This window comes from Lientehia hominis, from assembly GCF_021044755.1.
Classification (GTDB): domain Bacteria; phylum Bacillota; class Clostridia; order Lachnospirales; family Lachnospiraceae; genus Lientehia; species Lientehia hominis.
Genome location: NZ_JAJNOR010000001.1, coordinates 644,220 through 658,214, shown reverse-complemented (window position 1 = coordinate 658,214; position 13,995 = coordinate 644,220). Strand labels below are relative to the sequence as shown.

Here is a 13,995-nt window from a genome sequence, read left to right as displayed (position 1 = left end):
CAGAAAGCGGTTGAGGTGGCGAGATGATAGAGAGCAGCGGAATAAATAGACTTGTCTATGATTTTTTTGAGGCCAGAATTTTATTCGGCTATTATTCCTATGGGGAAAGCCTTCCGTCCATTTCCAAGATATGCTCCATGTTTGACATGGCGGCGGCGACGATACGCACCGCTCTGGCGCAGTTGGAGCGGAACGGGTATATTCGGGTAGACGCCAGAAAAGTGTCTAAGGTCACCTATCGCGCTTTGCCGGAGAAAGTTCAGGAAAACGCCACGATCTATTTGCTGCAGAGAGAAAAGGGGATCGCAGATATTTTCCGCACCGGGGAGCATCTGTTCGGAAGCTTGTGGGAAGCAGGGGTGTGCCGGTGGGATAATGACACGCTGGTGCAGCTTCGCTCCGCCCTGACGGCGCCGGCGCAGGGCATGGTGCCGATGCCGATCGAGTTCTATCTGCTGGCGCTCGCGGGCCTGCACAACGGGCTGATCACGGGCCTGTACTGGGATGTCATCCAATACATGATGTTCCCGTACCTGGAAAACCATGATGAGGAGAAACTGATACCGCAAGTCATAAACGGAAACTCCGTGGAGGAAGTGATCACCGTCTTGAATCGGATGTTTCTAGAAAAGAATGAGCAGTCCGCCGGTCGGGTGTTTGCTTTCATGGAGGAAGCCAGGGCAAAATATCCGGATATGGAACAGATTCCCTTTGAGTGGACCATTTACCGTCAGCGGCCGCAGGTTCGGTATTCCCTGGTTTCCCGGGTCATCCGGGAGATTATGTCTGGAAAATATCCTGCCGGCAGCTATTTGCCCTCTCTGCCTCAGATGGCACAGCAGTACGGAGTCGCCCAGAGTACGATCCGACGCACCCTGTCCATGCTGGGCGGCCTTGGTTTTGTAACCTCTTACCACGGGAAGGGCACGCAGGTCTGTATCCATCCGGACCATCTTGACTGCTCCGGAAAAGATATTCAGGAAGGGATGCGCCTTTATCGGGAAAGCCTGGAGCTGCTGACCCTGACGGTCGGGCCGGTGTCGCGCTATATGCTGGAAGCTCTTCCAGAGGTAAAAAGAGCCGCTCTGTTCCAACTTTTTGACGGGCTTCATAATGCGGGGAGAAGCTATCTGTGCTTTGAGCGGTATTTGTCCTTTATCCGGTCGGAATGCCCGTCGGCCTTGATTCGTGAATGCTATGGCCACATCCTGGAGCTGCTGGCCTGGGGGTATCCCTTTGCGCTGCAGAAGCGGAAGGATCAAAACCTGCATTTGGAATACGACCAGTTCGTATCGGAGGCCGCAGTTTGCCTGAGAGAAGGGGAAAACGCTGCGTTTTCAGAAGAATGGGCGAAACTGATGGGACGCGAAGAACGGCAGTTCGCAGAAACCTACGGAATATAGAGTGAAGAGGTGCATTTATGAAACGTATGAAATCAGTTAAAATAATAAAAGCCGCTGCACTTCTCCTCTCCTTACTGTTGTTATTGGGGATGGCGGCGCCCCGCGCCGCCTATGCGGAGGAATCGGCTGACGAGCAGAAGGTCATGCGCGTGGCCTTTCCACAGGCGGAGGGATACACCTCCACCGGAGAAGACGGCAAACCGGACGGGCTGGTGGTGGATATGCTCAATGAAGTGGCCAAATACACGGGATGGGCCTATGAATACGTGCCGGTGTCCAACGACGATATTCTCAATCAGTTCGAGGCGGGTGCCTTTGACCTGATGGGCGGGCAGTATTACATGGAGGGGCTGGAGGAGTACTTCGGCTACCCTCAATACAACTGCGGCTACAGCAAGCTGATTCTGCTGGCCCGGCGGGACGACGACACGATCAAGGGCTACGACCTCAATACCTTTAACGGGAAGACCATCGGCGTGTTTGAACGGGCAAAGGAAAACATCCGCCGTCTGGAAATCTACCTGGAACTCAACGATCTGGACTGCACGCTGAAAACTTACACCTATGACCAGATTATGGAAACCGGCGATCTGAATCAATTCCTTGAGAGCGGAGAAGTCGATTTACTGCTGGGCAACAGCGCGGATGCCGGGGATAAGCTCTATGTTGCGGCATCCTTTGACTCCCAGCCCCATTATATCGTGACCCGGCCGGGCGACACCGAAACGCTGGAGGCGCTGAATGACGCATTGGAACTGATCTATGAGGCGGATTCCAATTTCGCTCAAAAAATCTATGAGGAAAACTTCCCCAATACCTCCAACATCAATGCGGGTTTAAGCGCGGAAGAACAGGCTTATGTGCAGAGCAAAAAAACAGTAACGGTGGCAATCCCCCACGACTGGCATCCTCTGTACTGCATGAACAATTCAGACGGCCACGACGGCTTTGTGCCGGACGTGCTGCAAAAGATCTCCGAATATTCCGGCCTGGAGTTTGAATATGTGCGTTATGACAGCTATGCGGATTCCGTCGCCGCCGTGCAAAGCGGCGAAGCGGATATGCTGGGATTTTATCTGGACTCGGATGAAACCGCACTGGAGCAGAGGCTGGCGCTGTCCTCGCCCTATGTGGATCTGAATTTTATCCTGGTGCGGAACAAGGAAGTCAGCTATCCGGCGGAGGGCCTGACAGGGGGAATCGTGGAGGGGCTTCGGATGCCGGAGAGCATTGCGGCGGAAAATGTGGTCTACTATTCCGACGTCACTGGGGCGCTTTCTGACGTAAACCGGGGTAAGCTGGATTATGTCTACGGTATTTCCTCCCGGCTGGAGAGTATCATCCAGCAGAATAACTTTGTCAATCTGGTGCAGGTGAATCTGGTCAACGAAAACCAGAATATGAATTTTGCGCTGAAAAGCCCGGCCCAGCCGGAGTTGATGTCCATCCTCAACAAGGGGATCAACAACCTCTCCAGCGAGGAAAAGAGCGTCATCAACAGCCGTAATATAGTTTCTCTCGGAGAGTCGCGGATGACCCTTTCCAGCATCGTCTACGCCAATCCCGGGCTGGCTATCTCCGTGGTGGCTGTATTTCTCATTTTAGTCTTGTTTGCCGTCATCATGATCAGCCGCTCCCGGCTGCACGCGGTCGCAATGCGCAATGAGCTGGAGAAGGCTGAGGCGGACAATCGGGCAAAGAGCGAATTCCTCTCCCGCATGAGCCATGAGATACGAACGCCCATGAACGCCATTGTGGGCCTGACCGAGCTGACAAGAAATGTGGACGGTCTTCCAAAAAAGGCCCGGGAAAATATGGGTAAGATTATCTCATCCTCGCAATATCTGCTGGGACTGATCAATGATATTCTGGATATGAGCCGGATTGAAAACGGGAAGATGGAGATTGCCAGCGAGCCGTTTTACATCAGGGCTATGCTGGATGAGGTCGAAAGTATGATGAATTCAGAGGCGGAGCGCAAGGGCGTCCGCTTCAGGGTCGAACCAGACCTTAAAAGCGAAATGCTGCTTGGCGATTCCATCCGGCTGCGCCAGGTTATTGTGAACCTGTTGTCCAATGCTTTCAAATTTACGCCGGACGGAGGTGATGTCACACTGTATGCCGTGGAAGATGCAGGCTCTGGACAGGAGGCGTGCATTACCTTTCGGGTCATCGATACCGGCATGGGAATCGCGCCGGAGGATCAGAAGCGCATCTTTGAGAGCTTTGAGCAGGTGGGCCCAAACAGTGCCAGAAGCCAGGGCACCGGTCTTGGTCTCGCCATCAGCAGCCATATTGTCCGTCTGATGGGCGGAGAATTAAAGCTGAAGAGTAAGCCGGGCGAGGGGAGCGAGTTCTTCTTTACCGTCTCTCTTCCTCTGAGCGGTGCAGCTCCCGCCACTGCGGAAAAGAAAGAAGAGGGCGGAGACACACAATTCCTTGGTGTTTCCATCCTGCTGGTGGAGGACAACGACCTGAACGCCGAAATTGCTTTGGAACTGCTGAAGGCGCGGGGCGCTGAGGTAATCCGCGCAGTGAACGGAAGGGAAGCGGTGGAGGCAATCGTGAGCAGCGGGCCGGGAACCTTCCAGGCGGTCCTGATGGATATCCGGATGCCGGAAATGGATGGCCTGGAAGCGACCCGCCGGATTCGGGCTTCAGATCATCCGGGTGCACGGAATATTCCTATCATCGCCATGACCGCAAATACCTTTGAGGAGGACAGGCTGGCCGCCGAGGAAGCCGGCATGAACGGGTTTGTGGCAAAACCCATTGATGTAGAATTTCTTTATAGGGAACTGCAGATGGTTTTGAAGACATATGGCTAAATGAGGAGCCGTTTATATGGTCAAAGAGCGAGAAAAGGTCGGAGAATGACAATGAGAAGTTTTACCGGGATTAGATTTGGGACGCAGATGCAATGCTCATGGCATGAGTATCGTTCGGCGTAGAACTCATGCCGAGCCAATAAAACAAAAAGATTGTATGCTGACTTTGTAACAGTCAGACAGGAGGCCATCGGCTGGAAACTGACGTAAACCCAAAAGAGGTATACTATTTGACTTTTTTAAAAGCATATTTTATCTATTGACAAAATGCAGAATCAGAAGTATTATAGCAGTGCTATATATCATTGATATATGGCGCTGCTATTTTAAAGAAGGGGAACGTGACAATGGAAAAAGGAATTTCCTGAAAAAGAGTGCTATGCTGCTCCGAAGGAACGAAATATTCTGATTGAAAGCCGGAGGGAATGGTCAGCCATGAACTGCACCATATAATCACCAGTATCTATTTCACCGTTGTTTTTGAAACCATGGGATGATAAGAGACGATGCTATTGAGTATTTGAATGAGTTTGCCGCGTTTTTAAGGCTCAAATGAGCCTTGATTTTTTAAAGATAAGTTAGTATAAACTAACTAAAAAAGATGCAGTCTCACACGGAGCGCATCTGTATTAAAAACGGGAAAGGGGTAACAAATGGAACAGACAAAGAATAACACATTGGGCTGCATATTAGATACACCATCGGGAAAGTTCAAGACTATGCTGGTGGATACTGTAGAAAAACTGGAGCTTCCATTGGCGCACATGATTCCGGAACTGACGGCTAATATCCTCATTCCAATTCGGAATCCGCAGGCATGCTATAGGATGGAAACTGGGAGCAGTGGACGAGGACTTGAAACCGGAAGGCAGGGGCAGTGTGGGGAAGACGCAGGATACAAATAAAGATGAGAAAGAAGGTAACGAATATGAACAAAACAAATAAATTGTCTGTGAAGGATGTGGTCACCACTGTATTACTCACGGTGCTGATGATCTTTATTCAACTGGCAGTCAACATGATCTGCATGACAAACGATTTTGTAAGTATGGTCTTGTCTGTGGGGTTCACCATGCTGCTGTGCGCGCCGGTCTATTTCCTTATGGTCAGCCGTGTACATAAGCGTTTCGTTACCCTGATCTACATGACAATTCTGGGTCTTGTATTCATGATCATGGGTAATTGGTATCTGCTGCCTTATTACATGGCTGTTGGAACTATCTGCGAAATAATTCTCTGGAGAAATGGCTGGGAATCCAAAAAGAAAATGACTGCCGCATGGACCGTTTCCAGCCTGCTCTATAACGGTGTCAATTTACTGCCCATTTGGTTTTTTTGGGATACGTACGAGGCTTTTGCCCTCTCCAGCGGCATGGAACAGAGCTATATTGATTCTTTTGTCCAGTATTATACATCTGCCGGATGGCTGGTGTTTATCATCCTGTTTACCGTAGGATGCGGCTTTGTGGGGAGCCTGATTGGAGGCAGATTGATTCATAAGCATTTTAAAAAGGCGGGCGTTCTCTGATGCAGCGAAGAAACCTGGCTGTACTCGTGAAGCTTTGGGCGTTAGGCTGTACGATTCTTGGGATTTCATTGACTGCCGATGCCGTTTGGACCTTTGTATTGACAGTAACGGGCCTGGCCTATCTTGCTTTCCAGAGAAATTTCCGGCTGCTGTGTTCTATGGGGGTGTTCTATGGTCTGCTGACCCTGCTTTTATATCTGATCCAATATCACGGACTGCATATGGTCGTTTTTTCTGAGTTTTATGTATTGATGTTTTGGAATCTGTCCGCGGTATTTATTGTAGGGTTTGACCTGATCACCACGCCGCCTGGAGAACTGGCCGCTTTCCTGTCACGCATCCATACGCCGACGCCTGTGATTTTGGGGCTGCTTGTCATGTTCCGTTTCTTCCCCACCATGAAGGCGGAGTTTAAAAGCGTTGGACGTTCCATGCGTAACCGGGGGCTGACGGCCCCGGCATGGCTGCTGTTACATCCGGTTTCATCTTGCGAATATGTGTTGGTTCCTATGCTGCTGCGCTGCCTGCAGATTGCAGATCAGCTCTCGGTGTCCGCTGTGGCCCGTGGAGCGGAGCACCCCGGCAGACGGGGAAGCTACTATGAAAAACGTACCAGTATTATAGACTGGTGCTGGTTATTTGTCTGGGCGGCTGTCACCGGATTGTTTTTATGGATAGGAGATGTGCGCGTATGATTCGGATGGAAAATGTTTCTTTTCACTATATCGATAGTGAAGAAGGGGTGTCCGGGATCAGTCTCAATGTCCGAAATGGTGAATGTGTGGTGCTGACAGGTCCCTCCGGCGGGGGGAAGACCACCATTATGCGGCTTTTAAACGGACTGGCCCCTTCCTATTATCCTGGAGCGCTCACAGGCCGCATCTTTCTTAATAAGACACCTTTGCCTCAACTGCCGCTGTATGCTGTGGGACAGCAGGTGGGCAGCGTGTTTCAGGATCCGAGAAGCCAGTTCTTTTCTTCGGAGCTGGCGGGTGAGGTGGCCTTTGCCTGTGAAAACTACGGACTCTTAAAAGATGAGATCCGCAGCCGGACAGATTACGCAATTGATGCACTTTCTCTGGATCATCTGCGGGAACGGAATCTGGATGTCCTTTCCAGCGGGGAAAAGCAGCGGACAGCCATCGCATCGGTCTATGCACTTCGCCCTAACATCTACATCTGTGATGAGCCTACATCAAATCTGGATTATGAAGGTGCCGAAGAACTGGCAGTGATACTCAGGCGGCTTAAAGCAGAGGGGTGTACGCTTGTGATTGCCGAGCACCGGCTGTCATGGCTTCACGGTATTGCGGATCGTTTTGTTTATGTCTGTGACGGGCGGATTCGTTGGGAACGAAATGCGGATGAAATGGAACGATTATCTGATAAGCAGAGGAAAGAAGCCGGCCTTCGGGTGGTAAGAGAGGGAGAGACTGCAGGTGTATACAAAGGAGACGTCCTTGTTCTGCGGGAAGTGAATGAAACAAAGTCTGACCCGCCGGCGCCTTGTTCTCCGGCTGCCGCACTTAGGGTACAGAACCTTTACTGCAGGAAAAAGGGCCGTGAGATTTTCAGAAATATTAGTTTTACTGCCTACACCGGGCAGATCACAGCGATCACCGGACGCAACGGGGCAGGTAAGACTAGTCTGGCTCTGGTTCTGTCTGGTCTATGGCGGGAAAGCGGCGGCCAGATTGAGATTGGCGGGAAAAAACGGCGCGCCGGACAGCGCCGCAGACAGATTTGGTTCAGTTCCAATGACACGGGTACTCAATTTTTTACCAATAGTGTCACTGAGGAGCTGCTGCTTCATTCTGAGCGATCGGAAGAACGCCTGGAGCGGACTAGGGAACTGTTGAACGATTTAGGACTGTACGCCTACAAGGATGCGCATCCTACCACCCTGTCAGGAGGGCAGAAGCAGAGACTTTCCATTGCCTGCGGCGTACTTTCTGACCGCAAAATACTCATTTTTGATGAACCCACAAGCGGATTAGATGGAGGTAGTATGAATCAGATTGCAGATGTGCTGCGTTCTGAAGCAAAAGCAGGGAAAACGATCCTTGTCATCACTCATGATCAAGAGCTGGTCCGCTGCTGCTGCGATTACGAGATGGTGGTTTTTGCCGGGCAATAAAAGCTGCTGCGGTTTTCTATCCTGAAAGCCCTGACTGACATCTGCTGTCAGCCAGGGCTGTTTTGCTTTTTAGGCAAGCTTCCAGCCCTCCGCCTGCTGACGGATTTGGACAAACTTCTGATAGACGCCTGTTTGCTGGAGCAGCTCCTGATGGGTGCCCTGCTGGACGATACGACCGTTGTCCATCACCAGAATCTGATCCGCCTGCTCAATGGTGGCCAGCCGGTGGGCAATGGTGATGATGGTCTTGCCATGGACCAGAGCGGAGATGGCTTGCTGGATTTCGTGCTCATTTTCTGGGTCCACGCTGGCGGTAGCTTCGTCCAGAATGATGATGGGCGCGTCTTTGAGCATGGCCCGTGCGATGGAGATGCGTTGTTTCTCACCGCCGGAAAGGGTGCCTCCGCCCTCGCCCACCACAGTGTCATAACCGTCGGGCAGAGCCATGATGAATTCATGACAACGGGCGGCTTTAGCTGCTGCTATGATTTCCTCTTCTGTGGCGCCGGGCAGGCCGAAACAAATGTTATTGCGCACTGTGTCGCGGAAGAGGTACACGTTCTGAAAGACCATGGATATGTTTCGCAGCAGGCTGTCACAGGTGAATTCCCGCACGTCGTGGCTGCCCACGGTGACGACACCGGCATTCACATCGTAAAACCGGGTCAATAGTGAGCACAGAGTGCTTTTACCGCTGCCCGAGGGACCTACAATGGCAGTTGTAGTGTTCTGGGGTATGAAGAAAGATGTATCATGAATGACTTCCCGTTTTCCGTAGCTAAAAGAGACATGATCGAAGGAGACATCCCAGCAATCCAGCGGCACATCCCGGCCGCCTTGATCAATGAAACTGGTTTCATCCAGCTCCGCCAGCCGGCCCAGCACCGAGTCGGTAACGGACAGGATGTGGGCAGCGTCATTAATACTTTCCACGCTGCCGAAAATGGTAAAGGAGAACAGAGCTGCCATGAGGAGGAATGGAAGGTCCAGTGCTCCGGCCAATGCCTGCCAGGCAGCTATCATCACCAGCCCCACAGATGCCGTCCGCAGAAAGAACAAGTGCAGGCAGTTCCAGGGAACGAACCCAAATTCATTTATAATACGGATTTCCTTATTGTCCCGGCAGGCACTGCAGAACCGTTCCACCGAGACGCCCTCCTGGCCAAAAGACTTGACCACGGACAGACCGTGAATATATTCAATGGCTGCGCCGGACAAGTCCTCCTGAGCTTTGTGAGCTACAGGGGCAGTGTGAGCGCTCTGTCTGCTGATACCCTGCAGAGCGAAGGCAGAGAGGAGTACGCCGATAAGGGCCGCCAGGGCGGCCGGCGGGCAGAACATGCCCACGCACAGGATGATGACCACCACTTGGACATAGCCGTTGACCACCGCATCCACCATCTTCATGCTCTGCAGTTCCAGAGTGGACAATTCTGTGGTCAGCGCGGAAAGAATGTCTCCTATGTTGTTTTTGGCAAAGTAGCCCAGAGACACCCGCTTGAGAGTATCTCCGATGTCAATGCGCTGCTCTGCCGCGCGCTCTGTTCCGATGCTCTCCTGGAGCCGGTTTTTCCAATAGGAGAAGAAAAAACGCAGGAGAATAAGGCCCACAATTCCACAAAGACAAACCCATGGAAGAGAAGGGGGAAGGGGGACCCCACCCTGGGCATTGTCGATGATAAGGCCCAGCGTCCAGGCCGCCAGCATCACCGGCCCGGCGGCACACCAGACAGAGAAAAAGGAACACACGCAGCCAAGATACAGCCGCTTCTTATAGGGTCCCACCCAATCCAAGATCCGTTTGACACTCTTAAACATAAGCCTGTTCCTCCTTTATCTTAATGGCTTCGGCACCGACCGCCCAGTGCTTAGAGCCTACATGGGCCTGCCACAGCTTCTGATACAGCGGGCAGCGTGACAGCAGCTCCTTCTGCACGCCTCTGTCCACGATCTCTCCCTTTTGCAGGACTACGATCTGATCTGCGTTCTGGATCGTGGACAGACGGTGGGCGATGACCAGCAGGGTCTTTCCCTTGGAAAGAGCCAGAATAGATTGTTGAATTTTATCCTCATTCTCGAGGTCTGTAAAGGCTGTCGCTTCATCCAAAATGACAATGGGGGAATCTTTTAAGATGGCCCGGGCGATGGCAATGCGTTGGCGTTCTCCGCCGGAGAGCTGTTTCCCCGCGTCCCCCGCCGGAGTATCCCAGCCGCGTTCCAGCCGGGAGATGAATTCCTCACACTGGGCGGCCCTGGCAGCAGCGAAGACCTCCTCGTCGGTGGCGGCTGGCTTGCCCAGCCGGATATTCTCTTTCAGGGAACACTCAAAAAGGAAATTGTCCTGTGTAACGAAGCTCACCTGATTGGCCAGCTGCTTTAAGGGGATGTCTCTGACATCCACACCGCCGATTGAGACGGCACCCTCCGTCACATCCCAGAAGCGGGCGATCAGCCGGGCAACAGTGGACTTGCCGCAGCCGGAGGGCCCTACCAAGGCGGTAAATGTGCCGGAAAGCATCTCCAGATCAATGTGGTGCAGGACGCCTTCCTGCGTTTTTCCAGTGTAGGAGAAGGAAACATCCTTCAGGATGATATTGCTGCCGTGAAGCTGGGCAGGGTGTTTTGCTTCAGGCAGCTCTTCCATATCCAGCAGTTCCCGGGTGTCCTGAACGGCATACTCCATGGATTTGCAGACATTGATGAACGTGGTGGCTTTCACTAATGGTCCGACAATACCTAAAGCGAGCATCAGGCACAGGGCCAATTTGGCAGGCGCCATGTCTCCCGAACGGTAGAGAAGGATCCCCACAGGCAGAACAGCCAACAAAGTGGTGGGCAGGATGGAAAGACACAGATTCATGGAGGCCCAGGTAGCCTTGAACCACTCCATAGTAAAGTCCCTGAAGGAGCGGACAGAACCGGCGAATTTCTCGTAGGAGCTGGTGGCCTGATTGAAGGCTTTGACCACCTCGATTCCTTCGACATACTCCACGATGATGCTGTTGACATTGGCGTTGGCTGCCATATAGCCGGCGTACTTGGAATTGTAGGTCTTCATTCCGACTGCCATGGGAATGAGGGCCACAGGAACGGTGGCCAGTGAGGCAAGACCCATGCGCCAGTCCAGTGTGAATAAAGCTGCGGCGACGATAACAGGAAGCAGCACATTGGAGCTCAGCTCCGGAATCATGTGAGCTAGGGGAGGCTCGATATCCTCAATGCGGTCTACAATGGTGCTCTTGAGAGTCCCGATTGGCTTAGACATTACGGTTCCGAGGCTTGCATACATCAGCCGATCTGCCACTTTCCTGCGCAGGCCGTCCAGGATGGTATAAGCCGATATGTGGGCCAGCATGGTGGAAAAGGCGTAAAACGCCACTTGAACTGCATAGCCGGACAAACATACACCACACCACTGCAATAATCCAGCCGTGGTAATATTTTTATCAATAAACATACGGATGATCTGGTAAACGCCCAAATATGGGACAAAGCCGCCCGCCACGCTGATGATGGCAAACAGCACCGACACAGTCATTTTTCCCCTGCAGGGCAACGCAAAGGAAAGCAGCGTCTGAATCCAGCCCTCTTTTTTCTTCATAGAGAAGGTCTCCTTTCTAAAGTAAATTAATGGAGTGTGGTTTACTTATGCTAACCACACTCCATTATAGAGGATTCTTCTATCATTTTCCGCTCCGGCCTGACCGTTCGGCACCGTTTGGACAAAAAAATTTGAGACCTGTATTATAAGTCAGTTATTCCGGTATTCCAGCGGCGTTCTGCCCATCACGTCTTTAAAGGCCGCCGCAAATTTGCTCGCGCTGTCGTAGCCTACCAGTCCGGAAACTTCCGCCACACTGAGTTCCCGTCTGTCCCGGAGCATGACGGCGGCCTGCTTCATCCGGTAGGTTCTCATGTAGGTATTGATCGGACAGCCGAACATGCCTTTAAAGCAATTTTTCATGGTGGTCAGGGGAATATCAAAGTGCAGGGAAAGGTATTCCATAGTGTAGTGGTGTTCCAGATCTCCGGTCATCAGTGCATACATGGCCTTGATCTTCTCCACATGGGAGCGGTAAAAATATGGCTGCACATGTGCGTCGGGGCATTCCATCGCATCTAAAAACAGCAGCAGCTCCATGACCTTGAGTCTAAAGTATTGAGGCTTGATTGCTGCCGGGACATCGTAAAGCTCCGAAAAGATATGTCCAATAGACGGCGCGTTGTGAAGGATCATTGGATGAGATTCAGAACAGTACTTTTTCTGGACGGAGTACAAATCCATGTGGTATTCAGGGATGGCCTCGGATACCGGTCCCGCAGCCTCCGGCAGATGGAAACTCACTGTGATACCGTGATAGTGGGAGAGAGGCAGCGAAAAATGGCCGCTGTGCTTGATCCGGCGGTCCAGCTTCACATCTCCGGCCTCCACATACGAGAACACATCCTGTCCGGCCTCATATTCCAGCCTGCCTTCCCGGCAGTGGTCGATACAAAACAAGTCCTCCGTGGTGTGAAAATTGGATTCCCAGCTGGAAATATGAAGGTCGTTGAAAATCAGGCTGACGCCGGGCAGCACCTCATAAAAAGCCATGGTTCCGTCTCCAGTCTCGTTTTTGAGCTGATAGACCGCGCAGCCGTCACTCTTGGCCAGCAGAGTCAGGCCGCCATTCTTCAAAATTTCTTCCATGTACAAGATATCACTCCTTTATACTAAAGTCAGTACACGGTCGCAGGCGCACTGTAAAAACTCATGATCATGGCTCACCACCAGTACGATATGGCCTTGCTTTGCCAAATCCCTCACTACGCGGGCCACGCTGAGCATCCGGGCATAGTCCAGGCCGCTGGTTGGTTCATCGAATATCAGCATTTTTTTGTGGGAGAGCATGGCGGTGGCTACCGCCAGCCGCTGCTTCTGCCCGCCTGACAGGGCCATAGGGTGGTTCTCACGGAAAGACAGCAGCTGGAGCTGTGCCAGTACCGCCTCAATCTGCTCCGGAGCCGCGCCTGAATCAGACATTCCACACTCATTCCATACGCTGTCGGAAAAAAGCTGGTGGTTGACATCCTGCATGACGCAGAAGGCCGCCCGCTGACGCTCTTTTGCCCGGAGCGGTTTGCCATTCAAGCGGACAGTTCCCGCTTTCTCATTCAGAAGGCCGCACAGGCATCGGGTCAGTGTTGTTTTTCCGACACCGTTTGGGCCGGTGACGGCCAGCACCTCTCCGGGAACGGCAGAAAAGGAAAGCTTCCCAATGACCGGAGACTTTTTTCCAAACGCACAGGTCAAGTCCTCCACGGAAAGTCCCTGCCTGTTTCCTGCCTCCCGGGCGGCGGGCAGTTCTACTTCCACGGGAAGCAGAGTACGCAGTCCCATTTGAATACGCTGCTGCTCGGTAAGAGCCCGAAACTCCCCCACCGTGAATATGTTTTGAATCTGTCCATCCTTCATGTAGACGGCACGGTCAATCAGGTCCATCAGGAAAGCCAGACGGTGCTCTGCGATCAAAATGGTGTGACCGCCGGCTTTTAACAGAGCAATCTGGTCATGCAGGCGTTCCATGGCCCCGCTGTCCAGATTAGCGGACGGTTCGTCTAAAACGAAGATCCGCGGCCTCATGGCATAGACAGAGGCGAAGGCCAGAGTCTGTTTCTCCCCGCCGGACATGGAGAAGATATCTCGGCCCAAAAGGTTTTGAATCCGGAGGCTGAGCACCGTTTCCTTGATCCGGGATTGAATTTCGGCAGGTGCCATGCCCTCGTTCTCCAAACCAAAGGCCAGCTCGCTGTCTGAATCCAGATTGAAAAATTGGCTTTTGGGGTTCTGAAACACAGAGCCGATTCGTTTTGCCAGTTCATACAGAGGGGTCTTTGCAACTGTCAGGCCATCCGCTGTGACCTTTCCGGTAAGTGCACAGCCCTCGGTAAATGCGGGAATCAAGCCATTGATGAGTTTGGTCACCGTGGTCTTTCCACACCCCGACTCTCCACATAAAAGGATTCCTTCACCCGGTTCTGCGGTAAAGCTTACGTCTTTCAATGCAGCATAGCCTTTGGCATAGCTGAAGGAGACATGTTCTATTTTAATCATAATTG

10 protein-coding genes are annotated in these 13,995 nt (G+C 52.2%); 6 read left to right on the top strand and 4 right to left on the bottom strand.

Annotation, left to right across the window (positions count from 1 at the left end):
* The first annotated feature begins 23 nt into the window (after positions 1-23).
* From LQE92_RS02965 to LQE92_RS02935, 6 genes are all read left to right on the top strand, one after another.
* Positions 24-1,403, top strand: coding sequence for a GntR family transcriptional regulator (locus LQE92_RS02965; RefSeq protein ID WP_231061510.1), 1,380 nt, complete (start codon positions 24-26; stop codon positions 1,401-1,403).
* A gap of 17 nt (positions 1,404-1,420) precedes the next feature.
* On the top strand, positions 1,421-4,231 hold the full coding sequence (locus LQE92_RS02960) for an ATP-binding protein (RefSeq protein ID WP_231061509.1): 2,811 nt from the start codon (positions 1,421-1,423) through the stop codon (positions 4,229-4,231).
* A 653-nt stretch (positions 4,232-4,884) separates the two neighbouring features.
* On the top strand, positions 4,885-5,136 hold the full coding sequence (locus LQE92_RS02950) for a hypothetical protein (protein WP_231061883.1): 252 nt from the start codon (positions 4,885-4,887) through the stop codon (positions 5,134-5,136).
* Positions 5,137-5,159: 23 nt separating this feature from the next.
* Positions 5,160-5,759, top strand: coding sequence for an MptD family putative ECF transporter S component (locus LQE92_RS02945; RefSeq protein WP_231061508.1), 600 nt, complete (start codon positions 5,160-5,162; stop codon positions 5,757-5,759).
* Positions 5,759-6,454 carry an energy-coupling factor transporter transmembrane component T family protein gene (locus LQE92_RS02940; RefSeq protein WP_231061507.1) on the top strand — a complete coding sequence of 232 codons (696 nt, stop codon included), beginning with the start codon at positions 5,759-5,761 and terminating at the stop codon, positions 6,452-6,454. Before LQE92_RS02945 ends, LQE92_RS02940 begins: the two co-directional genes overlap by 1 nt.
* Positions 6,451-7,896, top strand: a complete 1,446-nt coding sequence (locus LQE92_RS02935; protein WP_231061506.1) for an ABC transporter ATP-binding protein — start codon at positions 6,451-6,453, stop codon at positions 7,894-7,896. The genes LQE92_RS02940 and LQE92_RS02935 overlap by 4 nt, the downstream gene beginning before the upstream one ends.
* A gap of 69 nt (positions 7,897-7,965) precedes the next feature.
* Here LQE92_RS02935 and LQE92_RS02930 read toward each other — a convergent pair whose 3' ends face one another.
* From LQE92_RS02930 to LQE92_RS02915, 4 genes are all read right to left on the bottom strand, one after another.
* Positions 7,966-9,714 carry an ABC transporter ATP-binding protein gene (locus LQE92_RS02930; RefSeq protein ID WP_231061505.1) on the bottom strand — a complete coding sequence of 583 codons (1,749 nt, stop codon included), beginning with the start codon at positions 9,712-9,714 and terminating at the stop codon, positions 7,966-7,968.
* The gene (locus LQE92_RS02925) at positions 9,707-11,497 is read right to left on the bottom strand and encodes an ABC transporter ATP-binding protein (RefSeq protein WP_231061504.1); all 1,791 of its coding nucleotides are present in this window, start codon (positions 11,495-11,497) and stop codon (positions 9,707-9,709) included. The genes LQE92_RS02930 and LQE92_RS02925 overlap by 8 nt, the downstream gene beginning before the upstream one ends.
* Positions 11,498-11,647: 150 nt before the next feature.
* A complete protein-coding gene (locus tag LQE92_RS02920) occupies positions 11,648-12,586 on the bottom strand; it encodes a helix-turn-helix domain-containing protein (protein ID WP_231061503.1) in 939 nt (312 codons plus the stop codon).
* 18 nt (positions 12,587-12,604) lie between these two features.
* Entirely contained in the window at positions 12,605-13,990 is a 1,386-nt protein-coding gene (locus LQE92_RS02915; RefSeq protein WP_231061502.1) for an ABC transporter ATP-binding protein, read from the bottom strand.
* Positions 13,991-13,995 lie beyond the last annotated feature (5 nt).

Excerpts from the sequence above, each read along its gene's own strand:
- LQE92_RS02965 (WP_231061510.1), top strand. The coding sequence starts at position 24 with ATGATAGAGAGCAGCGGAATAAATAGACTTGTCTATGATTTTTTTGAG.
- LQE92_RS02960 (WP_231061509.1), top strand. The coding sequence starts at position 1,421 with ATGAAACGTATGAAATCAGTTAAAATAATAAAAGCCGCTGCACTTCTC.
- LQE92_RS02950 (WP_231061883.1), top strand. The coding sequence starts at position 4,885 with ATGGAACAGACAAAGAATAACACATTGGGCTGCATATTAGATACACCA.
- LQE92_RS02945 (WP_231061508.1), top strand. The coding sequence starts at position 5,160 with ATGAACAAAACAAATAAATTGTCTGTGAAGGATGTGGTCACCACTGTA.
- LQE92_RS02940 (WP_231061507.1), top strand. The coding sequence starts at position 5,759 with ATGCAGCGAAGAAACCTGGCTGTACTCGTGAAGCTTTGGGCGTTAGGC.
- LQE92_RS02935 (WP_231061506.1), top strand. The coding sequence starts at position 6,451 with ATGATTCGGATGGAAAATGTTTCTTTTCACTATATCGATAGTGAAGAA.
- LQE92_RS02930 (WP_231061505.1), bottom strand. The coding sequence starts at position 9,714 with ATGTTTAAGAGTGTCAAACGGATCTTGGATTGGGTGGGACCCTATAAG.
- LQE92_RS02925 (WP_231061504.1), bottom strand. The coding sequence starts at position 11,497 with ATGAAGAAAAAAGAGGGCTGGATTCAGACGCTGCTTTCCTTTGCGTTG.
- LQE92_RS02920 (WP_231061503.1), bottom strand. The coding sequence starts at position 12,586 with ATGGAAGAAATTTTGAAGAATGGCGGCCTGACTCTGCTGGCCAAGAGT.
- LQE92_RS02915 (WP_231061502.1), bottom strand. The coding sequence starts at position 13,990 with ATGATTAAAATAGAACATGTCTCCTTCAGCTATGCCAAAGGCTATGCT.